Below are 23,958 nucleotides of genomic sequence, written 5' to 3' on the forward strand. Positions count from 1 at the left end.
TAAGTCTCCCTGCGCCGATGGTACTGCCTTCATGGTGGGGGTGGGAGAGTAGGTCGCTGCCGCGCGTTTCTTTGGTGGGGATCGTCCTGTGGGGCGGTCCCCACTTTTTTGTTGCCTGGGTTTGTGATTGTGTGAAACTTCCGGGGGTGCGGGGGTGTGGGGGTGCCTGCTGCGGGTTCCGGGGGTGCCTGCTGCGGGTTCCGGGGGTGCCTGCTGCGGGGGTGTGGGGGGTGCGGTGGTCGGCCGGTCCCTGTCGGCACCGGTAATCCCGCCCCCGGGGGGGCGTTCCGGTGCCCCCGGGTGGGGGTGCTGGTCGGCTTCCGGAACGGCCCCGGGTGTGTGGTGGCGGTGCGGTCGGGTGTGGGGGACGTCTGCGGGTGGGTCCGGTGGTCCGGTCGGGCGCGGTGCTCGTGGTGGGCAAGGGGTCGCGGTCAGGGTTGTCCACAGCCGGGAAATCTTTCCTGGAACCGGCTATCCCTGCTGTTTAGCGTTGGGGGTATGGGCGAGAACGCATTTTCTTCTACTTCCCCGGGGCCGGGTGGCGCTGAGCGGGCTGTGGCCTGTTTGCGTACGGCCGCTGAGGTGGTGCGCGGGCTTGCCCAGGCCGATGTCCCTACCGGGGCTGAGCACACCCTGGGCGAGGCCTTGACCGATGTGCTGGCGGCGTTGGATGGGGTGAAGCTGGCGTGTGCGGATGCGGCGGGGGTGTTCGAGGCGCGGGGTGGGCTGGCCGGGTCGGGCCAGTTCCGGCTGGCGCACTGGTTGCAGCATGTCGCGCACCGGTCTCCGGGCGAGGCGCGCCAGATGGCGAATCTGGCCCACCGCTCGGCGGACCTGGAGGAGTCTGAGCAGGCCTATGCCGACGGTGAGATCTCCCTGGCGAAGCTGGAGCGTATCAGCCACTGGGTGAGCGAGGGTCTGGCGTGTCGTTGCCTGCAGCGGTGGCCGGAGGCGGCGGGGTTTGTGCATGCGGCCGAGGGGCCGCTGCTGGGGATGGCGGTGCAGCCCGCGGTGACGGTGCGGGGGCTGGATCAGGCGGGGCGGCGGTTGCGCTACACGCTGGATCCGGCCCGCCAGGAGAAGGAGTACCAGGACCGTTATGCGGGGCGGGGGGCCCGGTTGACCCGGGGGATGGATGACTCGTTCCATCTGGAGGCCTGGGGGGATGAGGCCAGCGGGGATGTGCTGCGCAACGCGCTGGATGCGTTCCTGGCCCCGCCGTCAAAGCACGGTGAGGAGCGCACCTCCTATCAGCGCACGCATGACGCGCTGGTGGAGATGTGCCAGACGGTGGTAGAGCTGCCGGCCGACCAGGCCCCGCGCCGCCGGGCGGGGGCCGCCCCGGTTGCTGTGGTGGTGGGGCTGGACCTGCTTCAGGGCCAGAGGGGGGCCGCTCCGGGGGTCAGTGAGTATGGCACCTTGTGGCCGGCTTCGGCGGTGCGGGCGCAGGCGGGTGATTGCGCGTTGCGGCGGGTGGTGGTTGACCCGGTCGATGGGCGGGTGGTGGATGTGGGGCGCTCGCGGCGGTTGTTCGGTCCGGCGGTGCGGGCGGCGTTGATGGCGCGGCGCCAGGGGTGTGCGTGGGAGGGCGGGTGTGATCGGCCGATTGCGTGGTGCCAGGTGGATCACAAGGTGGCGTGGTGGGACGGGGGCCGCTCGGATTTGGATAATGCTCAGCCGTTGTGTCGGTTCCATAATTTGGAGAAAGAGCATCGTCGGGCGCGGGAGCGGGGCTGGGGGCCCCGGCCTGGCGGGAAGCCCACGCCCCCACCCCCACCACCAGCACCGCCCCCACCGCCGGGGCGGGCGCCGGGAGAGCCCACGTCCGAGCAGCGCAAGCGGCCGGGCCGGGGCGCGCGCCCTCCGGACGCGGAGGGCGGATCGGGTGATGGGTCCGGCGATCCGGATTGGTGTTGATCGATCGGTGCGCGCGAAGCTGAATGGATGACCCGCCGGGCGAGGTGCCCGGCGGGGCTATCGGTGTGCCTGTGATCGGCTGGGGTGTCGAGGCACGCCTTGATTCACCGGGTCTTTGGGCCGTGTCTGGTTGGGCGGCCGGTGAATGCCGGGTGTCTTGTCGGCTCCGGTCTTGACCGTGCGCCTCGCTGGGCGTGCTGCCCGACCTCTGCGATGTCGGTTGATTAAGTGTCACCGGGCTGGGAGGCGAGCCGGAAGCAGGGACAGACTGGCGAAGACGAATTCAGCACGTTCGACGACATCATTGCCCCTCGAAAGCGTCAAAGAATTGCAAAGTCGAATTCGCCACAAAGAGGCCATGGAAACACCAGGTCGGTCAGCCCCGATGTCACCGCCCTGATCGGGATACTCAGTGCTATCAGCCATGACGTGGTGGGGGAAGAGGGTTGCGGAAGAGCTGGTGTGACGATCCAGCCGCGGTATGCCGGGGGCGTCGTCCTTCGCCGATACGCGTGCGGTCTGCTCTAGGCGGGCCCCTCTCAGAACGGTGTCTGTCTCCACACCAGGACGTGGGCCGGACAGGTGACGCGTCTCGCGCTCTTAAATGACCTGCCTGCGCGGCGCGCCCTTCTAGCATCGAAGGTGGTTCCACATAGGGCCGTGTTGATGAGGAGTCCCATGATTTTCATTACCGCCAAGTTCCGCGTTCTGCCCGAGTACGCGGATAGCTGGCCGGAAATCGCCCGAGAGTTCACCGAGGCGACCCGCAGTGAGCCGGGGTGCCTTTGGTACGAGTGGTCGCGCAGTGTCGAAGACCCGAACGAGTATGTGCTGGTCGAGGCGTTCCGCGATGACGAGGCCGGTGCTGCCCACGTGCAGTCGGAGCACTTCAAAACGGCGCAGAAGACGCTGCCGCCGCACCTCGCCGAGACGCCGCGGATCGTCAACACCACGATTCCGCAGGACGACTGGTCCCTGCTCGGCGAGATGGCTGTGCCGCCGCGCGACTGAGGGCCGCTGCCCGTCCTCGGTCCCGTGTCGCTGAGCTTCTGGGTTCCGCTGGCCGTAGCGGGACTCAGAAGCTCATGGCTGGCCCTAGACGAAGCTCAGCGCTGAGGTCCGGTTCCGAGACAACGTGAGCGCCGCGGGGCTAGGAGTCGCGGCACGGGAAGCACCCGCGGTCCAGCGACCAGCGTCCCGCGCCTACGAGGAGCAGTGACACCAGGCTGAACAGCAGGAGCGAATCGGTGCGTGCCTCATGCGCGGCCCTCCAGAAAACCTCGTCCATCAGGACGGGGAGCTTGGTGAAGAGCAGTGCCCCACCCTCGATGGTGCGCAGCGGCAGCGCGGCAAGTCGGGTGAATAGCCCGGGGATCATACGAGGCCACGATCGACCGCGCCCAGAACCCGGCCGAGCGCGACGTTCTGCGGCGGCTGCGCGGCGCCTTTGCCTCCTGATTGGAGGATGTGTGGCGCGCGCTCGATGTGCGCCCGCATGAGTGCGTCAATTCCCCGGCGGGCGGTCCTCTCCGGACGTGATCGCCGCGTAGTGCTCCGCGATCTCGTCGCTGGTCGTCAGCCACACCCCAGGGTGGTTCACGACGTACTCCAGCGCCTGGTCGAGGTACTTGTGCCGGAACGGCTGGTTGATGACGAAGGGGTGCAGGACCAGCGACATCACTCGGCCGCTGTCGGCCGCGTCCTCGTAGAGCTGGTCCAGCTGGTCCTTGACGATCTGGACGAAGTCAGGCCCGCTCAGGCTCTTGCCCACGAACATGCTGATGTCGTTGATCTCGATGGAGTACGGCACGCTCAGCATCCCGGGCACGTTCAACCGGTACGGCTGGTCGTCGTTGGCCCAGTCCAGCACGTACTCCAAGCCCAGTTCCGCCAGAAGCTCGGGAGTCCGGAAGGTCTCGGTCAGTGCGGGGCCGAGCCAGCCGCGCGGTCGGCGTCCGGTCGACTCCTCGATGGTGCCGATCACGTCCGTCAGGTACGCGCGTTCCTCCTCAAGTGTCATGTCGGCCTGGAGGATCGAGTTGTTCTTGCCGTGCGCGGTCCACACCCAGTCCCGCTCCCGGCCAGCTCGGATGATCTGCGGATAGCGTTTGGCGACGTCGGAGTTGAGCATCACGCTCGCCCGCACCTGGTGCCGGTCCAGGCTTTCGATCAGCCGCCAGATGCCGACCCGGGGACCGTAGTCGCGCCAGCCGTAGTTCAGCGGGTCCGGCGTCAGCCCGACCGTCCCCGGGAAGATGCTCGTCGACGGGCGGTCGACCTGGTAGTGCTCGACGTTCAGGCCGACGTAGAGGGCGATGCGGGCGCCGCCCGGCCAGTGGATCGGATCGCGCTCGACGATCGGGCTGTAGTCGAAGAGCTGGTGGTCCAACGAAGCTCACCTCGTGTCTGCTAAGTGCCGCGGTTTCGCTTGATGGGTATCGTCGAACCTTCACATTGGTGAGAGGCTCAAGACGGCGGCACGTGAAGGCGGTCACATGCGCATCGGGGAGTTATCGGAACGCACCGGCACGCCCCGCCGGCTGCTGCGCTACTACGAAGAGCAGGGACTGATCGTCGCCGGGCGCTCCCCGAACGGCTACCGCGAGTACGACGAGCACTGCGTGGATCGCGTCATGCAGATCAGAGGCCTGCTCGACGCCGGACTGCCGACACGGATCATCAAGCAGATCCTGCCTTGCCTGGACAAGCCCCGCACCATCTACTTCCCTGACGCGACACCGGAGATGATCGCGACCCTGGAACACGAACGCGACCGAATGACTGACCGCATCCGGTGCCTGACGCGGAATCGGGACGCCATCAGCGCGTATCTTGCGGCGGTACTCGATGACAGCCGCCGCGACACCAACGTCGACACCCACGGGGATACCGCGGACCCGTCACCGTCATGACCTGCTGCGGAGGACGCCCCTGGGTGCTGCGGAGTGCCCGCTGTGTGCAGGGTGTCGAGCGCTGTGGCGCCGCCCGCACCGGCGCGGTCGATCGTGTCGTCGACCAGGTGGGCGATTCCGATGACGCGGTGTCCCGCCAGCGCGGTGTCCGCCACCGCCTCCGCCAGGGTCCGGGCGATCCGGTGGGCGCGCGCCTCCGGGGCAGCCGCTCGGGGCGTCGAATGAGATGTGGCGGGTGAGTAGTTCCTGCTCCGGGCGGTCGACAGCGGCGACCGACAGGTAGTCGACATGCACCTCCGGCCCGATGGCTGGGATCGTGCTGTCGTCGAGCGCGAGCAGCACCCGGGCGATCCACGCTCCTCTCGGTGGACTCGCCGATCTCGCGCACCAGCCCGCGGGAGGTCGGGTCGGCGACCAAGTTGGAGACGCTGGTCTAGTTGAGCTCCGAGGCCGTGGCGATGGCGATGGCGGTGCGCGAGCCGGGAGCGAGGGAGCGGACAGCGTGCAGCAGGACGCCCAGGTTGGTTTCTCGTACCGCCTGGAAACCGGTGGGTTTGGTATTCACGTCCGGCCGAATGAGGGCCCCGTCGCATTGGCACCCAGCCGGGTGGAAGGTGGGTGGACGGCCAGCGGCTGATCGCATCGGCCGGTCGGTGACGGTGCCGCGTCGCGCGTGAAGCCGAGGTGTGCATGGCGGGGCGGCCGCATCAACGGTGCCACCGCCGCGGACGCCAGCGCTGTCAACGGAGGCGAGGACGCCGAGGGCGCCGGCCGTGGCGATGATGTCGGGTCCGCGGTCGCGACCGATCGCTGCGGGCCGTGTCGAGTGGTCGTGGAGCGTTACGGCGCCGACGCGGACATGGCCAGGGCTTCGGGAATCGCGTCGAAGGCCTCCTCGACGGAAGCGATGAGCGCGGCCCGTCCGCCGCCGCGCCGCTCGCCCTCGCGCTGGTCGGCGAGCCAGTTCTTGGCCCCGCAACGCCAGGCGCTGATGGCGAACTCTCCGACGAGGCGTAGCCGGACGTCCTCGTGGCGGTCGATCCCCAGTTTGGGTTCCAGCTCGCGCACCAGCCGCCGCTGGACGTGCATGGACTCCACGATCGAGTAGTCGATCAGGGCGGGCGTGGTGACGACCAGTTGCCGCGTGCGGAGGAACCTCTCCACCCAGTCGTCGTCCATGCGCCGGGTCGCCGCGGTCATCGAGTCGCGTAGTGCCGGCAAGAGGGGGCCGTGGAGCTTGCGCCGGGCGACGTCGGCCACGAAGGCGTCCAGTAGGTCCGCCTGCGCCGCCAGTGCCACCTGCTCCTTGGAGGCGTAGTTCCGGAAGAAGGTGCGTTTGGAGACCTCGACAGCGTCGACGAGCTCATCGAGGGTGACCGCGTCGAAGCCCTTCTCGCTGAACAGGCGCAGCGCCGCGTCCGCCAGGGCCCGCCGGGTGCGGAGCTTCTTGCGCTCGCGCAGCGGCAGCGCGCGGTCCACGGACGACGGCGCACCCGTCGGCGCGGCCCGTGGCCTGCTCTCTGACGTGGGGGAATGCGGATTCATAGCTGGTCAGCATAGCAATTTATCCCTGAGGGGCGTAAGCAACGCGGTGGTTTTAATAACTTGATAGCTAATGCCACTCAGTGGCATATTGTCTCCTCGTTGTCTGACCCCCACACCAGAAGGCTTCTCAACTCAATGACCGTGACCACCCCGGCCGGTTCGGCCGGCCCCCCTGAAGCGCGGGAGAGACGGGCGCTCACCCGTCTCCTGCGCACCTATCTCCGCCCCTCCACGGGGCGCATCGGCCTGGTCATGCTGCTGCAGCTGATCCAGACGTCGGCCATGCTCTACCTGCCGACGCTCAACGCCGACATCATCGACAACGGCGTGGCCCGGGCCGATACCGGCTACATCATGCAGTCCGGCATCATCATGCTCGCGGTGGCGCTCTTGGAGGTGGTGTGCGCGGTCGGTGTGCTCTACCTCGGCGCCCACGTCGCCATGGGCCTCGGCCGTGATCTGCGCGCCGCCGTCTTCCACCGCGTCCAGAGCTTCTCCGCGCGCGAGGTCGCACGGTTCGGCGCGCCGTCGCTGATCACGCGCACGACCAACGATGTCGAGCAGGTGCAGATGCTGACCCTGCTGACGCTCACGATGGTGGTGTCCGCGCCCATTATCGGCTTCGGTGGCCTCCTGATGGCCTTCTTCCAGGACGCCGCGCTGTCACTGGTGCTGCTGGTGTTTCTCCCGGTACTGATCCTGGCCCTGATGCTGCTCATCCGTGTGATGGGCCCGCTGTCGGCCTCCTTGCAGGAGCGGATCGACCGGGTGAACCGGGTGGTGCGCGAGCAGATCACCGGTATCCGCGTCATCCGGGCCTTCACCCGCGACGCCCATGAGCAGGAGCGGTTCGGCGCCGCCAATGGTGACCTGCTCAACGTGGGCCTGCGCTTGGGCCGCCTCCAAGCGTTCATGATGCCCATCGTCCTGATCACCACGGAGTTCGCCAACATCGCTGTGGTGTGGTTCGGCGCGTACCGCATCGACAGCGGCGGGATGCAGGTCGGTTCGCTGATCGCGTTCCTGCTGTACCTGACGCACATCCTCGGCGCCTGCATGATGGCCATGGCCGCGTTCTTGATGGCCCCGCGTGCCAGGGTGTGCGCCGAGCGCGTCCGGGACGTGCTGGGCACTTCCTCCACCGTCGTGCCGCCCGCCGCCCCGGTGCGGTCGCTGCCCGGTACGGGGGAGGTGGAGATCCGCGATGTGGACTTCGGCTACCCCGGCGCCGAGGAACCCGTCCTGCACGGTGTCTCGCTGACCGCGCGACCCGGCGAGACTACCGCCATCATCGGCTCCACCGGCAGCGGGAAGTCGACGCTGCTCAACCTCGTGCCGCGGCTTCTCGACGCCACGTCCGGCACCGTCCGTGTCGACGGTGTGGACGTCCGTGAGCTGGACCCCGAGGTCCTCTCCGCGGCTATCGGCCTGGTGCCCCAGAAGCCGTACCTGTTCACCGGGACGATCGCCTCCAACCTGCGCTTCGGTAACCCCGAGGCGTCCGACGACGACCTGTGGCACGCGCTGGAGATCGCCCAGGCCCGCGATTTCGTCGAACGGATGCCCGAGCGGCTCAACGCGCCCATCGGGCAGGGTGGCACCAACGTCTCCGGCGGGCAGCGGCAGCGCCTGGCCATCGCACGGGCACTGGTCGCCCGGCCGCGTGTCTACCTCTTTGACGACTCCTTCTCCGCGCTCGACTACGCGACCGACGCGGCCCTGCGCGCGGCGCTGGAGCGCGAAACCGGCGGGGCGACCGTCATCATCGTCGCCCAGCGGGTCGCGACCATTCGCCACGCGGACCGCATCGTCGTGCTCGACGCGGGCCGGGTGGCGGGCACCGGGACGCACGACGAGCTCATGGGCGGTCCGGGCGGCACAGGTGGCAACAGGATCTACCGGGAGATCGTGCTCTCCCAGTTCACCGAGGAGGAGGCGGCCCAGTGACCCCTACGGACAGAGACGACCAGAGGATAGATGACGGCGGGACAGGCGGCGGCAGGACGGACCACGGCGGGACAGACGGCGGGAGGCACGTCGACGGCAGGCAAGACGTCGGGAGGAAAACAGACGCGGAAACGCCCCGGGACGCAAGGAGGGGCACGTCGGTCGATTTTCGTGGATCGGGCCTGCGGCTGCTTCGCGTCGTGGGGGAGGACGGCCTAGTCCTCGCGGGCGTGGTCATCATGATCGCAGCGACCGTCGCGCTGAGTGTGAGCGTGCCGCTGCTCCTCGGTCACGCCACCGACCTGGTCGTCGCGGGCGCCGCCGAGGGCGGCGTCGACTTCGCGGCTGTCGGGCGGGTCCTGCTCATCGCTCTCGCGGTGGCCGCCATAGCGGGGATCGTGGGGCACGTGCGCGGGCGGCTGTCCGTGCGCGTCGCGCAGCGCACGGCCCACCGGCTGCGCGGTCGGGCCGTGGCCAAGCTGTCGCGCCTGCCGCTCTCCTACTTCGACCGGCACTCGCGCGGGGAGGTGCTGTCCCGGGTCACCAACGACGTCGACAATGTCAGTACGGTCCTGCAGACCGTCCTCGGCCGCATCATCCACTCGCTGCTCACGGTCGTGGGCGTGCTCGCGATGATGCTGGTGCTGTCTCCTCTGCTGACGCTCGTGGCGCTGCTGGCCGTGCCTGTTTCGATCGGCCTCGCCGCGTTCATCGGCAAGCGCGCACAGCCCCGGTTCGTCGCGCAGTGGGCCACCACGGGCAAGCTCAACGGGCACATCGAGGAGATGTACACCGGCCACAACGAGATCGCGGTCTTCGGGCGGCAGAAGGAGGCCGAGCAGGTCTTCGCCGAGCACAACGATGCCCTGTTCGAGGCCGCGCACAAGGCGCAGTTCGTCTCCGGTGTTATCGAGCCCACCCTCAGGTTCGTCGGCAACGCGGGCTACGTGCTGGTCGCCGTCTTCGGCGCGCTACGGGTCGCCTCCGGCACGATGTCGATCGGCGACGTTCAGGCGTTTATCCAGTACACGATGCAGTTCAGTCAGCCCATCGCGCAGATGGCCTCGATGGCCAACCTGACGCAGTCCGGGGTGGCCTCGGCGGAGCGGGTCTTCTCCCTCCTCGACGCCGACGAGCAGGAGCCCGAGGCGCTTGTCCCGGCCCGCCCCGACCGGGTGGAGGGTCGCGTCGTCTTCGAGGACGTGTCCTTCCGGTACGAGCCCGACGAGCCGCTCATCGAGCACCTGTCACTGACCGTGGAGCCGGGGCGGACGGTCGCCATCGTCGGCCCCACCGGGGCGGGTAAAAGCACCCTGGTCAACCTGTTGATGCGGTTCTACGAGGTGACCGGTGGGCGCATCACCCTTGACGGGGTGGACATCGCACAGATGGCGCGCGAGGAGCTGCGCGGCAACACCGGCATGGTGCTGCAGGACACCTGGCTGTTCGGCGGAACGATCGCGGAGAACATCGCCTACGGGGCCGGCGATGTCGCGCGGGAGCAGATCGTCGCGGCGGCGCGCGCCACGTATGTGGACCGATTCGTGCGCACCCTTCCCGACGGTTATGACACCGTGCTCGACGACAGCGGGTCGAGCCTGAGCGCGGGTGAGCGCCAGCTGATCACCATCGCGCGCGCCTTTCTCAAAGAACCGGCCATCCTGGTGCTCGACGAGGCCACCAGCTCGGTCGACACCCGCACCGAGATGCTCATCCAGCAGGCCATGGGGTCACTTCGCGCGGGACGCACCAGTTTCGTCATCGCCCATCGGCTGTCGACCATCCGCGACGCCGACGTGATCCTCGTGATGGAGCGTGGTTCCATCGTCGAGCAGGGCACGCACGACGAGCTGATCGCTGCCGGGGGAGCCTACGCCCGGCTGTACGCGGCCCAGTTCGAGGAGGCGGTGAGCCCGGTGTGAACCGATGGAAGCTGAAGAGAGGGCGGTGGGCCGGGGGACGAGGCCGGCCCGCAAGCCCCCTCCAGGTCGGTTACCTGGCTGCCCAGCACATGCTGCGTGGCGGAGAAGCTGTCGGCAGTAGCCGTTGGCAGAACCGGTCGGCATAAAACACGGTCGGCAGAAAACCGGGGCGGAAGGGGCGGGCGGAAGAGGCGGACCGAGACGGCGGCCGGGGTGGTGTGCCGGATGGACTGGACGGAGCCGCGGAGGGTTGTGCCGCTTTCCGGGCACGCTGTGATCTCGGTCCTCTCCGGGTGCTGCTCGGCGTACTTCCGTGCCGCGCCCGCCCGCGTCTCCGGTTGGTCGGAGTGTTGGTGCTGCTGATCTGGCTGGGGCGCGGCGCTTGGTTTCGGGGAGTTGGGAGCGGACGGTCGGGGCCCGCTCGTGGTCCCATATCCGCGGCCCAGGTGAGCGGTGCGTAGGATGCCGCTAGTTGCGAAGTCTTTGCAACAAGAGCCAAGTGTGAGCTAAGGGGGCGTCCGCCGAGGTGGAGACGGGCGAGGAGACGCGTGGGGCCGATAGCGCGGAGCCAACGGCAGATACGCGGGGGCACGAAGGGCACGCGCAAGCGGCGTCCCCCCGAGGGAGGGCACCTTCGTGTGGGGAATCCCGGTCCGGTGACGCGACGCCCGCGCCGGAACCACCGCGGGGTATTTTCGCGCTCCGCGTTCCGCTCGGCGGGCGCGGCGAACGGACCGCGCTGCGGGTCGCTCTCGGGGCCCTCCTGCTCATGGCGTTGGCCGCGCTTCTCGCCCCCTGGCTGGCCGGGCACGATCCGGTCGCCACCAACACCGACGCCGTTGCCCTTCCGCCCGGCTCGCCCGAGCACCCCCTCGGCACGGACATGCTCGGGCGCGACCTGTACTCCCGCCTCCTCTACGGCGCCCGTCTGTCGCTGCTGGTCGGCTTGGTCGCCGGTGCCGCCACCGTCGTCGCGGGAACGGCGCTCGGCGCCCTCGCCGCCGTCGGTCCCCGCTGGCTCGACATTCTCGTCACAAGGTCCGCCGACGCGCTGCTCGCACTCCCGATGATGCTGGTGGCGCTGGCCCTCGCCGCCGTCGCTGGAGCATCCGTGGCCACGGTGGTGGCGGCCATCGCCATGACCGGGTGGATGCCTGTGGCGCTCATCGCCCGCTCCGAGGTGGCGGCGCTGCGCGAACGGCCGTTCATTCGGGCCGCCTACTCGCTGGGCTTCTCGCGGAGCCGTGTTGTCCTGCGCCACCTGGTCCCCAACGCCGTGCCGCCGATCGCGTCGATCGCGGCTTTCGAGGTGGGGCACGCGATCCTCACCGAGTCCACCTTGAGCTTCCTCGGCGTCGGTATCCCACCGAACACCCCCAGCTGGGGCAACCTGCTCACCGACGCGCGCTCCCACCTGCTCACCGGGCAGTGGTACACGGTGGCCCTGCCCGCGGTGGCCATCGTCGCCACGATCATCGCGGTGAACGTCATCGCCACCGGCTTGGACCGGCGCGGCACCGTCGAGGGGAGGACGTGGTGAGCGGTGCGATGTCGAGCAGCACAGGCAGGACCAGCACAGGCAGGACCAACACAGTGCTGACCATCTCCGGTCTGGCGGTCGACGTCGCGGGCCGGCGCGTCGTCGACGGGGTCGACCTCGACCTGGCGGCCGGGGAGATCACCGCTCTGGCCGGACGCAGCGGCAGCGGTAAGAGCCTCACGGCGCGGGCGGTGGCGGGGTTGCTGCCCGGCGGGGCGACGGTGTCGGGCCGGGTACTGCTGAACCGGGACGGCCGGGCCGAGGATCTGCTTGGCCTGTCCCCGCACCGCCTGCGGCGGCTGCGGGGCTCGGCGATCGGCTATGTCTTCCAGGAGTCCCAGGCGGCGCTGAACCCCACGGTCACCGTTGGCGGTCATCTCCTGGAAACCCTGAAGGCCCATGGCGTTCCCCGCCCTCACCGCAGGACCAGGGGCCTGGCCGCGTTGCGCCAGGCCGGGCTGCCCGCCCCCGAGCGGCTCTGGTCGGCCTACCCCTTCGAGCTGTCGGGCGGGCAGGCGCAGCGCGTCGCGCTGGCGCTGGCCAGTGCGCTCGATCCCCCGGTTCTCATCGCCGACGAGGTCACCTCCGCGCTGGATCCGGTGACCCAGGCCGGGGTGTTGGACATCCTGCGCGCCGGAGCGCGGGTCGGGCAGCGCGCGGTCCTGCTGATCACCCATGACCTCGCTGTCGCGGGTTGCTGGGCGGACCGGCTTGCCGTGCTTGACGGGGGCCGGATCGTGGAGAGCGGGCCGTCGTGTCGTGTCCTGCGCGCACCCGCCCACCCGTTCACCGCGGACCTGGTGCGGGCCAGCGGGGTCGTGCCCTCGGGTGCGGACAGTGCGGACGCGCATGTGTCCGCGCGCGTGGCCGGGGAGCGCGCATGATGCGGCCGCCTGGGTACCTGGACGAGGGGTCGGGCGAGGCGCCGGGCGGGGGCGCGGTCGGCGGCAGTGGCGACCGGAGCAGCGGCGTGCGCGGCGGGGGTGCCCCGCTGATCTCGTGCCGGGGCGTGACCCGCACGATCGGCGGTCGGCGTCGGCGCGTGGCGGCGCTGTACGGCGTGGACCTGGATATCGCGGCGGGGGAGACCGTCGCGGTCGTCGGGCGTAGCGGGTCGGGCAAGTCGACGCTCGCGGGCGTGCTCACCGGCCTCGACCAGCCGCAGAGCGGCACGCTGCGCGTAGGCGACGTGGACGATGTGTGGAGCGTGCCGGAGCGCGAGCGCAGGAGAGTGCGGCGGCGTTTCGGCTGGATCCCGCAAGACGCGCTGACGTCGTTCGATCCGCGTTATGCCGCCGGAGACGTGGTCGCGGAGGCGCTGCCGGATGCGGCGGCCCTGGACGCCGCGTCGGCCGTCGCTGCGCTGTTCGAGCGGGTCGGCCTCGCACCGGAGCTGATGACGCGGCGGCCGGCCACGTTGTCGGGCGGCGAACGCCAGAGGGTCGCGGTGGCGCGGGCGCTGGCGGTGGATCCCGATGTGCTCGTCGCGGACGAACCCACCAGCGGCCTGGATGTGGTGGCCCAGGAGCGGGTGTTGGACGTGATCGCCGTCCAGCGGCGGGCCGGTGTGGGCGCGGACTGCGGGGACCGGGCCCTTGTGCTGGTCACGCACGATCTGCGGATCGCGCGCCGGATGGCGGATCGGGTGATCGCGTTGGACGCGGGACGTGTCGCGGCCGATGTCTCCGTCGCGGATCTCGACACCGGCGGCCCCGCGCTGCGGCAGTTGGTGGAGGCCTCACCGGCACCCTGAGTCGGGTGGGGCGGTCCGTGGTGGAGACGGGTGGCGCGGGCGAGTGGCCCGGACGGTGGAGTTGACGGGTTGAGCCGACGGATGGGGCCGACGGCTGGGGGTAGCGGGTGGGTGGAGGGGTGGGGGTAACAGCGGGGGACGGCTGGGGTGGCGTTCTGGAATCTAAAATGACGAGTGGTTATAGCGCCGGACCCCGCGGTGATCGATAGCGGGCGGGCCGAAATCGCCGACTGCTGCGGCGCCTCAGCTCACCATCACCGCGGGGTCCGACAGGCGTTGCCCCGTAGGACAGGGCCCGAGGGCGGAACGCTCGCCGTTCCGCCCCCACTGACCGGGGAAAATTTGTCCTCCCCCGATTGATCCCCCCTTGGTTCGGCACATGCCGGGGGAGATCACTCCGAGCGCTGGTTGGGGATGCCAGCCAGCAGAGCCCGAACCTCGGTCTCGCGGTAGCGGCGGTGCCCCCCCAGGGTCCGAATCGAGGTCAGCTTGCCCGCCTTCGCCCAGCGCGTGACGGTCTTGGGGTCCACGCGGAACATGGTGGCAACCTCAGCAGGGGTCAACAGGGGCTCCGCCTCGGGCGTGCGAGTTGACATGTGTACGGCCTCTCCTCCTGGATCTGTGTGCCGATCCTGAGCCTTATCCTGGCACTTGGCCCGGATGTCCAATATTTCCCTCAAGGGCCATATTGGCATCACCCGAGGTGATTGTGCGACCACTTAACGCGACTTTGTTGGATGGGAGTCGCAAAGTCGTCATGCGGTGCGTCACGCTGAGTGATTCTAGCGCCACGTTTAGTGGCATGTGGCCTATTCGGTCAAAACTTCGTTCTCCGGCCCCGTTTTTCTCGATCCGGAGGGCCGAAAGTGCTAGAGGCGGCCCGTCTGAAAAGGGGTTTGCCGCGACGGGCAGCTCGGACTCAGCGTTTCTGACGAGGACTTTCGCGGGCGCGTGCGGTGCGACCGGTGTCTATGTCTTCTCTCATCGACTGCTCTCCTGTGTCACGCACATCCTCGGCGTGGCACGGGGTTCCGGTTACTCAGAGTGCGCTCTGTAGCGTGCCGAACACAGTCTATGTCGATCTCTATCGACTGGTATGCCCAGTTTCGGCAAAGTTGGTGCTAACTGTGAAGGTTCTCCCCAGTCGGACCGTCGTGAGGTGCGAAAACATGCGTCAGCAGCTAGAAGAAACCTGGTACACCAGGTTGGGCCTCGGTGTGGCGTGTGACCAGGTAACGTGACGCGGATTCATGTTCTCCGTGACGGAAGCATGACGCTCAGTTGGCGTGCTCCAGGGCCTGTATCGACTTCCAACGCTGCGTAACGCGCTGGTACATGGCCACGGTGAGCTCCTCGTGGCCGGTCTCCAGACCAGTGATGGCCGCCGCGACCTCGGCGACCGACTCGTCGTCGCGCAGCTCGTCGTCGTCCAGCAGGTGCACCAAGCCGCCGTAATCAAGTTCAAGGAGCGCCCCCGGCTGGGCGACGCCCGTCAACCAGTCCTCCAGCCGCTTGCCGGCACCCAGGGCCGCGCTCTCGCCCAGACTGGTCTCCAGTACCCGGATCGTGTGCTCCAGGCGGCGGCGGGCTGACGCTATCTCGGTCACATAGACCAGGGCGCGGCTCGGCTGTGTGCCGGGCAGGGCTTCGGTGCGGTCGGACCCCGTGGCGGAGGAGTGCGCGTGCACCCCGGCATCGCCGCGTGCGGTGGCCGGATCCGGCCCCTCCTCCAGCACCAGTCGGCGCTCCCCCGCTGCGAACGGCGCGAACCAGGGCAGGGGAATCCCCCAGGTACTGGTCAGGATGTGGGTCCGCAGCGGCTCACCCCGGTCACGCCAGCGCTGAAAGGCCTCTTCTGTGGCCTGGGCGACGGGTTCCGGCACGAACGCCGCGCTGAGCCGGGCCGGCGTCGTCGACCGGAACTCGCGCGCCGCCAGCCACGAACGCAGCCGGGTCTGCCAGGGGCAGATATAGAGGTCGTCACCCCACACGCGCACGTAGGCGTCCCGGCTCTCCTGCTCGGGGGCGAGGGCCGGCGGCGTGGCCACCAGCCGGTGCAGGGAATCGGCGTGCTCGGCCGCCATCGCCTCTACGCGTCCGAGGCCGCCGGCGGACTCGGCATAGGCCCTCCAGTACGCCTGCTCCCGGCGCGGAAACGCGGTAACTGGCTGGTAGACGCGGAGATAGGCGGTGTAAGGCAGCACGATCGAATGGTGGCATACCTCGACGGTCTCCAGGGCTCCGCATGACACTCCGCGGCGGACGCCGGTAGTCGATCTCGGTGATGTTGGGTACTTTGGTCCGAGGTTGCCAACGGTCCGGCTGTTTTCCGTGCGCCCGCTCGCCATGGGAGGCGTCCCCGGTGGACAATGGTTCTACAGGGGCCGGGTGACACGCCCGGGGCGGCGCCGCATGGCGTCCGGGTGGTGTGCCGCGCGGCCTGTTAACGAAGGGCGGCGTAGGCAGGTTGGTCCCAGACCGGGTACGGTTGTATCCGTACGTAAGCTGGCGCCTGTCGTCAGTGCGATGACGGCCGTCAGCCCGGCAGTGCGGTTTTGCTAGTGATCTGGGGTTTTCGTCAAACCCAATCGTTGAGGGGGTCGAGCCAATGGGGCGCGGCCGAGCCAAGGCCAAGCAGCAGAAGGTCGCTCGGAGGCTGAAGTACAGCTCCGGCGGGACCGACCTTGAACGGCTGCGGTCGGAGCTGGGTGTCGCTGAGGGCAATACGGGGAGTTCGGATCGGTATTCGGAGCCGTCGGATTCCACCTATGGGGACCCATACGACGACCTGGTCGACCGTTATGCGGACTACGCGGACAACTACCCGGGCGGCGACACGTCCTCGGAAGACGAGTCCGAGCGATCGGACAGCTACCGCTGAACCTCCGCTTCGCGCAGAGTCGGCGGGTACGCGCAGCATCCGCATAACCGGGTTCCGCTGATACGCAGGCAGATATAGCCGGTCCGAGCCACCGAGGGTGGGTCGGACCGGCTATATCTGTATGTGCCGAATCCCGATGAACCGCGTCCGCATGTGCAGCATCCGCAGGCGCCGAATGCGCGCCGGGCACAGGCTTCGGGAACACCGCCGCAGGCGGCGTGCACGGTCCCTGGGGCCGCCGGTGGGGGACGGCCCTGTCGCGCGTCGCGTCAGGCGTGATCGCCGACAAGTCGCACCTGGCCCGATCCCGGGGTCACCGACCCCATGTTCCATGCGTGAAGGCCGCGCTCCGCCAGCGTGGCGACCGCCCGGTCAGCGGAGTCGGCGGCGACGATCGCGACCATGCCCACGCCCATGTTGAACGTGGCCTCCATGTCCTCCCGTGAGATCTTGCCCCGCTCCGCGATGTAGGAGAACACCGGGCCGGGCGTCCATCCCGAGCGGTCGAGGGTGATGTCGAGGGTGTCGGGCAGCGAACGGGCCAGGTTCGATGCCAGGCCGCCGCCGGTGATGTGGGAGAAAGCGTGGACCTCGGTCTCGGCCGCCAGCGCCAGGCAGTCCTTGGCGTAGATCCGGGTGGGGGTCAGCAACACCTCGCCCAGCACACCTTCCAGCTCCGGGACATGGCCGTACAGGTCCAGGTCGGCCTCGTCCACCACGTGCCGGATCAGCGAGTACCCGTTGGAGTGCGGGCCCGAGGAGGCCATCGCGATCACGGCGTCGCCCGCCCGCACCCGGTCCGGGCCCAGGACCGCGTCGGCCTCGACGACGCCGGTGCCGGCGCCCGCCAGGTCGTACTCATCGGGCTCCATGGCGCCGGGGTGCTCGGCGGTCTCGCCGCCGATGAGGGCGCAGCCCGCCTGGTGGCAGCCCTCGGCGATCCCGCTGACGATCTCGGCGACGCGCTCGGGGACCACCGACCCGCAGGCGATGTAGTCGGTCATGAACAGCGGCTCGGCGCCGCTGACGACGAGGTCGTCGACGACCATGCCGACCAGGTCGACGCCGATGGTGTCGTGCTTGTCCATCTGCTGGGCCAGCAGCACCTTGGTGCCCACCCCGTCGGTGGAGGTGGCCAGTACCGGGGCGCGGTACTTCGCGACGTCCAGGCGGAACAGCCCGGCGAAGCCGCTGGCATCGGTGACCTGCTCGGGTCGGCGGGTGCGCGCCACGTGCTGCTTCATCAGGTCGACGGCGCGCTCCCCGGCGGCGATGTCGACACCGGCGGCGGCGTAGGCCGGTGTGGTGTTGGCACCCTCTGCCACGCGAAACCTCTCAACTGTGCTCGGCTTTTGTGCCCCGGCGCCGCGGCGGCGGGACGACCGCCCCGAGGGAAGAAGGGACCTCCCCGGGGCGGAGGGTCTACTTCGTGCTCGCGGCCGACGTCAGCGGCTCGGGGGTGCTGCGGGACTTCTCCAACAGGTACTTGCCCCGGGAGTCCTCGTCGACCTCGATGGGGTACACGCCGTCGAAGCAGGCGCGGCAGAGGCGGTTCTTGGGCACGTGCGTAGCCGCGATAACCTCGTCCAACGCGATGTAGGCCAGCGAGTCGGCGTTGATGGACTCGCGGATCTCCTCGTTGCTGAGGCTTCCGGCGATCAGCTCGGCCTTGGTGGCGAAGTCGACGCCGTAGTAGCACGGCCACAGCACCGGTGGGCTGGAGATGCGCACGTGCACCTCGGTGGCGCCGGCTTCGCGCAGCATGCGGACGAGGGCGCGCTGGGTGGTGCCGCGCACGATGGAGTCGTCGACGACGACCAGCCGCTTGCCCTCGATCACCTCGCGCAGCGGGTTGAGCTTGAGGCGGATGCCCAGTTCCCGCAGGGTCTGGCTGGGCTGGATGAAGGTGCGGCCCACATAGGAGTTCTTCACTAGGCCCTGGGCGAAGGGGATGCCGCTGCCCTCGGCGTACCCGACGGCCGCGGGGGTTCCCGATTCCGGAACCGGGATCACCAGGTCGGCGTCGGCCGGGTGCTCCTTGGCGAGGCGGCGCCCCACCTCGACGCGGGCGGAGTTGACGTTGCGGCCGGCGATGGTGGTGTCGGGGCGGGCGAGGTAGACGTACTCGAACAGGCAGCCCTTGGGAGCGGCCTCGGCGAACCGCATCGAGCGGACGCCGCGCTCGTCGACCGTGATCATCTCGCCCGGCTCGATCTCACGGACCACGGTGGCGCCCACGATGTCGAGGGCGGCGGTCTCGCTGGCGACCGCCCAGCCGCCGCTGTCCAGGCGTCCGAGGACGAAGGGGCGGATGCCCTGCGGGTCCCTGGCCGCGTAGAGCGTCTGCTCGTCCATGAAGACGAGGGAGAAGGCCCCCTGCACCCGCGGCAGCAGGTCGAGCGCCGCCTCCTCGATGGGGCGCCCGCTCTCCGCGAGGAGGTTGGTGAGGACCTCGGTGTCGGTCGTCGCGCCAAGCCGGTCGCTCGGCAGCATGGCCGCGAGCTCGGGGGTGTTGATGAGGTTGCCGTTGTGGCCGAGGGCGAGTCCCCCGTCGCGCGCCGTGTAGAAGGTCGGCTGCGCGTTCTCCCACACCGGGGAGCCGGTCGTGGAGTAGCGGCAGTGCCCGATGGCCAGGTGACCGCGGAGCGAGTCGAGTGTCGCCTCGTTGAAGACCTGGGAGACCAGTCCCATGTCCTTGTAGACGAGGATGCGCTCGCCGTCGCTCAGGGCGATCCCCGCGGACTCCTGGCCGCGGTGCTGCAGCGCGTAGAGACCGAAATAGGTGAGCTTGCTGACTTCTTCGCCGGGCGCCCAGACCCCGAAGACACCACAGGCGTCCTGCGGTCCTCGTTCGAGGGGATCGATGTCCATAGAGAGCCGGCCGTCGGATTGCGCCACGTTCCTCAGCTTAGTGCCTGATCACCGAAGGCGCGTCACGCAGGGTCGGGTCCGGCCCGAAAACGCTGCTGACACGGCATTCGGGGGCCATAGCGAGAATCGGGGAACACTGCGCGAATCGAAAGAACACTGCGCGAATCGAAGAACACGGCGCGAATCGGGGGCCACAGCGCGGCATCGCGGCGCCGACGTCGGTACGCCTGGCCCAGCGCTGCTGTCAGGACTCCGGCCACAGCGGTAGCAGTGCCGCGAGGTCGGCGCGGTTTCCGCTCGCTGACACCGTGTGGGCGGCCACGGCGTCCTCCCAGCTCGTCCGCCCCACGGCCAGACTGAGCCAGGTGAGGGAGTCGGTCTCCACGACGCCGGGCGGGGTGCCGCGGGTGTGGCGCGGCCCCTCGATCACCTGCACCGCGCCGAAAGGCGGCACGCGCACCTCCAGGCTGTGGCCGGGGGCGCGTTCGGCGAGCTCGGACAGTGTGCCCCGCACAGCAGCGCGTACCGCGGACCGCTCCGGGGTCTGCCCGGCGTCGCGGGCGCGGAGCACGGCGTGGGCGCAGGCCGCCAGGACGAGGGCGGGCCGGTCGGGGCCGTCGTACGCGCTTTCGCCGAGCGCTGCGAGCTGGGCGTCGAGGGCGGCGCGCAGGGCGGTGTGGCGTCGCTGCGCTGCACTGGGCTTCGCGGACATGGGCACGAGCCTAGGGCGTTCGCGGGAGTGGAGCATGGGGGACTGGGTGCGGTCCGCTCGCCGCCCGCACCCGTGTCCGCTGATCGCGGGAGCGCGTCCGTAACTGCAGCAGGTCTTTCGCCACAGGTCTTTCGCTACAGGTCATGAGCGGCAGGTCTTTCGCGGCAGGTACCTGTGCGCGTGTCCGTTGCCGGCCACCAGGCGCGTCGGGATCGCGCGGAGATCATGACGCGTAGGAATCACTATGCGCGGATCGCCGGTACTTGTCGGTTTTTCTGCGGATGCGGTGTGGTCCTACCGGGCATGGGCGGTTGCCCTGAGGGTGTCTGGCGCCGAAACTGTCGGTTGTGGGAACTCGATACGACGCGGCGGTGAATGCCATGTGCCGCGCAGGTGGGAGGGAGGCCGTAGGCCATGTCGGCGCTGGTGTTCCCCTGTGATGTGCGTCCTGTTCGCGAAGGCCGCCTCGACCGTTCACTCGATGTCATGGGGAGCCGTGGTCAACGGGTGTCCGGGCCGGGATGGTTAGGATGAATAGCTCCACTACATGGGTCTTCAGTGGTCGATGCCGGACTTCAGGCGAACGCGAGCAAGGAGTGAAACGCCCCTGGGAGGCCGCAATGGGGCGTCGGTTGGTCGTGCCCGCACCGAACCGCCGACCCATTTGCCCGATTAGTGCCCATAACATCCCACACGGACGAGTACCGCACTTCGGGAGATAGATGTGCGTCTGCGCCTGACACCGCGCGATGACAGCTACTACGAGATGTTCGCTGACTCGGCGAACAACCTGGTGATCGCGGCGCGTCTGCTGGTTGAACTGATCAGTGACGGCGCCGACCGCGATGCGATCAGCGAGAAGATGCGTGCCTGCGAACACGCCGGGGATGAGCGCACCCACGCGATCATGCGGCGGCTGAACGAGAGCTTCGTCACCCCCTTTGACCGTGAGGACATCTATCGGCTGGCCTCGTCTCTGGACGATGTCATGGACTGCATGGACGCGGCGGTCGACCTCATCGGCCTCTACGGACTGGACCGCCTTCCCAAGGGCATCATCGACCAGGTCGAGGTGCTGGAACGGGCGGCGGAGCTGACCGCCGAGGCGATGCCCCGGCTGCGCTCGATGAAGGACCTCACGCGCTACTGGATCGAGATCAACCAGCTGGAGAACCAGGCGGACCAGATCTACCGGAGGCTGCTTGCGCGGCTGTTCAGCGGGGAGTACGACGCCCTCACCGTCCTGAAGCTCAAGGACGTCATCGAAGAGTTGGAGACCGCGGCCGACGCGTTCGAGCACGTGGCCAACACGGTCGAGAGCATCGCGGTGAAGATGTCCTGACCCTAGCCCCTACCCGCAGCCCCGTTCCCCGCCGGAGGTCCATCCCTCCGCTTCCCACGTCCCGTTTCCCCGCCCACCGCTGCCCCCGGCCCGCCGCCCGCCCATACCCCCGAGTGCGAAGTCCAGACGCCTGTGTCCCCTGAAACCCCCGCGCTTCTCGCCGTCATCCTCGTGGCGCTGGTGTTCGCATACACGAACGGTTTCCAGGACGCCGCCAACTCGCTCGCGACGTCGGTCTCGACGCGGGCCCTGGGTCCGCGCGCCGCTGTCATCATGGCCGCGAGCATGAACATGCTCGGCGCGTTCCTGGGCGAGGGCGTGGCTCGGACGATCGGGCAGAACATCATCGCGCCGCCCGAGGGAACCGACGGCCTGACCGTCCTGTTCGCGGCCTTGGTCGGCGCGATCGTGTGGAACGTCGCCACCTGGTACAAGGGCATGCCGTCCTCCGCTTCCCACGCCCTGGTGGGCGGGATGATCGGGGCGGCGCTGGCGTCGTGCTCGACCGTGGAGTGGTCCGGTGTGGCGGCCCGATTCGTGCTGCCGATGCTGCTTTCGCCGCTGATCGGCGGGGTGGGCGGTCTCGTGGTGATGCTGGCGATCATGTGGCTCTTCCGCCGTGCCAATCCGCGCCGGGCCGGGCGGCAGTTCAAGCTGGCACAGAGCGTCTCGGCGGCTGCGATGGCGGTGGGCAACGGGCTGCAGGACGCGCAGAAGACGATGGGCGTCGTGGTCCTCGCTTTGGTCACCACCGGGTATCAGGCCTCGTACGACGTGCCGATGTGGGTGGTTGTGGCGGCGGCGGTGGCGATGTCCCTGGGGACGCTCACCGGGGGGTGGCGGATTATGCGGACGCTGGGCCGCCGGGTGTTCCACCTCGATCCGCCCACGGGGTTCGCGGCGGAGAGCACGGTCGCGGTGGTGTCCTACGCGACCTCGTTTATCTGGCAGGTGCCGATCTCCAGCACCCACACCATCACGTCGGCGATCATCGGGGTCGGTGCGACCCGTCGGCTGTCGGCGGTCCGCTGGGGCGTGGCCGGGAACATCGTCGTCGTCTGGCTGCTGACGCTCCCGGGCACCGCCGCGATCGCCGCCCTCACCTACGGCTTGGTGAAGGCCGTAACGCTCTAGGGCACGAGGGTGCGTCGATCGCGGCGGTTCTTCCATTTCCCCGGGGCTGAACCAGGTGGTGTGGCTGGTTCGCCCGTCGGTCCGTTCGCATTGGGCCGTTTCTCCTCGGCCGGGGCCTTTCGGGTAGATCGAGAAAAGCCCCGCGGTCGGAGAGCCGCGTCCCGTGGGCGCACCATTTCCCACGGAGTCCCCACTACGCGCGGGGCCCGCACGCTTCCGGACCGGTCGGGCGCGGGAAAACGCTAGGGGGTCAGCCCACGCGGGGGATGTTCACGAGGAGCAGCTGCGGGCTGTCGACCTCGTGGAACAGCCACACCCGGTCACACCGGAAGTCCAGGGTCACGGGGCTTCCCTCGGGCAGGATCCTGGCCGTGACGTAGGGGTTCTCCCGCTCGATGATCTCCTTGGCCATTTTCGCCGGGGCACCGGCCAGCTCGGGCCACTCCTGCTTGCCCTGGCAGAACGATGCGGACTTCTGCGCGGGTGCTCCCTGGTCGGTGACGGCGGCGTTGGCAGCCGCCGGGATGCCAACCCCCAGGCTTGTGGCCGAGGCGAGAACGAAGGCGGCAACGGTGACGCGCTTCATGGCAACCATTCCTTCAACTTGTGATTGGAAAGGACGCCACAAAATGTAGCACTGAAAGGTGGCCGCTGATTACGGGTGCATTGCGGGGGTGGTGCCTGTAGCCGAATCTTTGCGTCGGTGGGTACATAAGTGCTGGTCGCGGCGGGTAAATGCACTCCATGTTTCTCGGAGATGTCATAAGTCGTTGAAAACGGGAGAATGTGCGGTGATCAGTTTTCAGGGTGGCGAATCCGCAGCTCTTCGGCCCTTTCGGGGGTGTCAATCGGGGGTGGTTTGGGGGTGTCGAGTGCGGGCTCGGAGAATGGATCTTCGAGTGATCATGAAGGCGAAATCGCACGTGCAATGCACGTTCGCAGCCGTCCTGAACTGCTAATATGCCGGTTAAACGGATTTAAATAACAACTTGATAACGATCGATGGCGTGTAAGTAGCGTGCTCTCGGCTCGTTGTTTCCGGGGCTTTGGGGGTGTCCGTTCGCGGTGTGCGGTTCAGCTATCCGAGAAATGGTTTACATGGACCCGAGTGAGCTTCTTCACATTCGCTGGTGCGCCATATTCCGAACAGGATGGTGAAAGGATAAATGAATCGCTAATCGCCTGATCCAGGGGAGCGCCGATGCGCTGCGACGACAAATGGTGCCGGCCGCGGGAAAGCTGCGGGATCAAGTACCGAGGGCAAGTACCGAGCTCAAGTACGGTGCCAAGTGCTGGGCCGAGTACTGAACCAAGCAATGGGGCCACGTAATACCGTGCCCCTTGGAAATGGGCGCAAGGGGCGCAGGGCTGGTCGGGGGAACCGGATGTGCCGGGCGGCCCGCGTCCCGCCGCCGACGTCCCGATGCGCGACGGAAAAGCAGCATCGAGGGCTCAGGGGCTGTGGGACACAGCCCCTGAGCC

Annotated in this window: 21 protein-coding genes; 11 read left to right on the forward strand and 10 right to left on the reverse strand. The window is 68.6% G+C overall.

Going from position 1 to position 23,958, the window contains the following annotated elements; genetic code table 11:
* Nucleotides 1-498 precede the first annotated feature (498 nt).
* Both ABD259_RS01880 and ABD259_RS01885 read left to right on the forward strand, forming a co-directional pair.
* Nucleotides 499-1,917 (forward strand): HNH endonuclease signature motif containing protein, encoded by a 1,419-nt coding sequence (locus ABD259_RS01880; RefSeq protein ID WP_344159747.1) that lies wholly within the window; start codon nt 499-501, stop codon nt 1,915-1,917.
* A gap of 678 nt (nt 1,918-2,595) precedes the next feature.
* Nucleotides 2,596-2,928 (forward strand): putative quinol monooxygenase, encoded by a 333-nt coding sequence (locus ABD259_RS01885; RefSeq protein ID WP_344099666.1) that lies wholly within the window; start codon nt 2,596-2,598, stop codon nt 2,926-2,928.
* 139 nt (nt 2,929-3,067) lie between these two features.
* Here ABD259_RS01885 and ABD259_RS01890 read toward each other — a convergent pair whose 3' ends face one another.
* The gene (locus ABD259_RS01890) at nt 3,068-3,295 is read right to left on the reverse strand and encodes a hypothetical protein (protein ID WP_344159749.1); all 228 of its coding nucleotides are present in this window, start codon (nt 3,293-3,295) and stop codon (nt 3,068-3,070) included.
* Between the two features lie 126 nt (nt 3,296-3,421).
* On the reverse strand, nt 3,422-4,306 hold the full coding sequence (locus ABD259_RS01895) for a polysaccharide deacetylase family protein (protein ID WP_344159753.1): 885 nt from the start codon (nt 4,304-4,306) through the stop codon (nt 3,422-3,424).
* A gap of 106 nt (nt 4,307-4,412) precedes the next feature.
* Here ABD259_RS01895 and ABD259_RS01900 point away from each other — a divergent pair, with 106 nt between their 5' ends.
* Nucleotides 4,413-4,829 carry a MerR family transcriptional regulator gene (locus tag ABD259_RS01900; protein WP_344159756.1) on the forward strand — a complete coding sequence of 139 codons (417 nt, stop codon included), beginning with the start codon at nt 4,413-4,415 and terminating at the stop codon, nt 4,827-4,829.
* Nucleotides 4,830-5,262: 433 nt separating this feature from the next.
* Here ABD259_RS01900 and ABD259_RS01905 read toward each other — a convergent pair whose 3' ends face one another.
* Complete coding sequence (locus ABD259_RS01905; protein ID WP_344159759.1) at nt 5,263-5,394, reverse strand: hypothetical protein; 132 nt, start codon at nt 5,392-5,394, stop codon at nt 5,263-5,265.
* 275 nt (nt 5,395-5,669) lie between these two features.
* Nucleotides 5,670-6,374 carry a TetR family transcriptional regulator gene (locus ABD259_RS01910; protein WP_344099656.1) on the reverse strand — a complete coding sequence of 235 codons (705 nt, stop codon included), beginning with the start codon at nt 6,372-6,374 and terminating at the stop codon, nt 5,670-5,672.
* Between the two features lie 135 nt (nt 6,375-6,509).
* Here ABD259_RS01910 and ABD259_RS01915 point away from each other — a divergent pair, with 135 nt between their 5' ends.
* The 5 genes from ABD259_RS01915 (at nt 6,510) to ABD259_RS01935 (ending at nt 13,536) form a co-directional block, all read left to right on the forward strand.
* Entirely contained in the window at nt 6,510-8,321 is a 1,812-nt protein-coding gene (locus ABD259_RS01915) for an ABC transporter ATP-binding protein (protein WP_344159762.1), read from the forward strand.
* Nucleotides 8,322-8,560: 239 nt separating this feature from the next.
* A complete protein-coding gene (locus ABD259_RS01920; protein WP_344099652.1) occupies nt 8,561-10,243 on the forward strand; it encodes an ABC transporter ATP-binding protein in 1,683 nt (560 codons plus the stop codon).
* Between the two features lie 769 nt (nt 10,244-11,012).
* The gene (locus ABD259_RS01925) at nt 11,013-11,783 is read left to right on the forward strand and encodes an ABC transporter permease (RefSeq protein ID WP_344099650.1); all 771 of its coding nucleotides are present in this window, start codon (nt 11,013-11,015) and stop codon (nt 11,781-11,783) included.
* A gap of 53 nt (nt 11,784-11,836) precedes the next feature.
* Nucleotides 11,837-12,667: an ATP-binding cassette domain-containing protein gene (locus tag ABD259_RS01930; RefSeq protein WP_344159764.1), complete on the forward strand. Its 831-nt coding sequence runs from the start codon at nt 11,837-11,839 to the stop codon at nt 12,665-12,667.
* Nucleotides 12,664-13,536 (forward strand): ABC transporter ATP-binding protein, encoded by an 873-nt coding sequence (locus tag ABD259_RS01935; RefSeq protein ID WP_344099646.1) that lies wholly within the window; start codon nt 12,664-12,666, stop codon nt 13,534-13,536. The genes ABD259_RS01930 and ABD259_RS01935 overlap by 4 nt, the downstream gene beginning before the upstream one ends.
* A gap of 392 nt (nt 13,537-13,928) precedes the next feature.
* Here ABD259_RS01935 and bldC read toward each other — a convergent pair whose 3' ends face one another.
* Both bldC and ABD259_RS01945 read right to left on the reverse strand, forming a co-directional pair.
* Entirely contained in the window at nt 13,929-14,132 is a 204-nt protein-coding gene (bldC, locus tag ABD259_RS01940; RefSeq protein WP_017621302.1) for a developmental transcriptional regulator BldC, read from the reverse strand.
* A 681-nt stretch (nt 14,133-14,813) separates the two neighbouring features.
* Nucleotides 14,814-15,740 (reverse strand): DUF8083 family protein, encoded by a 927-nt coding sequence (locus ABD259_RS01945; protein WP_344159767.1) that lies wholly within the window; start codon nt 15,738-15,740, stop codon nt 14,814-14,816.
* 404 nt (nt 15,741-16,144) lie between these two features.
* Here ABD259_RS01945 and ABD259_RS01950 point away from each other — a divergent pair, with 404 nt between their 5' ends.
* A complete protein-coding gene (locus ABD259_RS01950; protein WP_017621300.1) occupies nt 16,145-16,417 on the forward strand; it encodes a DUF3073 domain-containing protein in 273 nt (90 codons plus the stop codon).
* A gap of 269 nt (nt 16,418-16,686) precedes the next feature.
* On the opposite strand, the gene purM is transcribed toward ABD259_RS01950, so the two are convergent.
* From purM to ABD259_RS01965, 3 genes are all read right to left on the reverse strand, one after another.
* Nucleotides 16,687-17,742, reverse strand: a complete 1,056-nt coding sequence (gene purM / locus ABD259_RS01955) for a phosphoribosylformylglycinamidine cyclo-ligase (protein ID WP_344099640.1) — start codon at nt 17,740-17,742, stop codon at nt 16,687-16,689.
* Between the two features lie 97 nt (nt 17,743-17,839).
* Nucleotides 17,840-19,315, reverse strand: a complete 1,476-nt coding sequence (gene purF / locus ABD259_RS01960) for an amidophosphoribosyltransferase (protein ID WP_344099638.1) — start codon at nt 19,313-19,315, stop codon at nt 17,840-17,842.
* Between the two features lie 217 nt (nt 19,316-19,532).
* Complete coding sequence (locus tag ABD259_RS01965) at nt 19,533-20,000, reverse strand: sterol carrier family protein (RefSeq protein ID WP_344099636.1); 468 nt, start codon at nt 19,998-20,000, stop codon at nt 19,533-19,535.
* A gap of 724 nt (nt 20,001-20,724) precedes the next feature.
* On the opposite strand from ABD259_RS01965, the gene ABD259_RS01970 reads away from it, so the two are divergent.
* Both ABD259_RS01970 and ABD259_RS01975 read left to right on the forward strand, forming a co-directional pair.
* Nucleotides 20,725-21,342 carry a DUF47 domain-containing protein gene (locus ABD259_RS01970; protein ID WP_344159770.1) on the forward strand — a complete coding sequence of 206 codons (618 nt, stop codon included), beginning with the start codon at nt 20,725-20,727 and terminating at the stop codon, nt 21,340-21,342.
* Between the two features lie 132 nt (nt 21,343-21,474).
* Nucleotides 21,475-22,476, forward strand: a complete 1,002-nt coding sequence (locus ABD259_RS01975; RefSeq protein WP_344099632.1) for an inorganic phosphate transporter — start codon at nt 21,475-21,477, stop codon at nt 22,474-22,476.
* A gap of 250 nt (nt 22,477-22,726) precedes the next feature.
* Here ABD259_RS01975 and ABD259_RS01980 read toward each other — a convergent pair whose 3' ends face one another.
* On the reverse strand, nt 22,727-23,062 hold the full coding sequence (locus ABD259_RS01980; RefSeq protein ID WP_344099630.1) for a serine protease inhibitor: 336 nt from the start codon (nt 23,060-23,062) through the stop codon (nt 22,727-22,729).
* Between the last annotated feature and the right edge of the window lie 896 nt (nt 23,063-23,958).

Source organism: Nocardiopsis rhodophaea (assembly GCF_039530945.1).
In the GTDB taxonomy this organism is placed as follows: domain Bacteria; phylum Actinomycetota; class Actinomycetes; order Streptosporangiales; family Streptosporangiaceae; genus Nocardiopsis_C; species Nocardiopsis_C rhodophaea.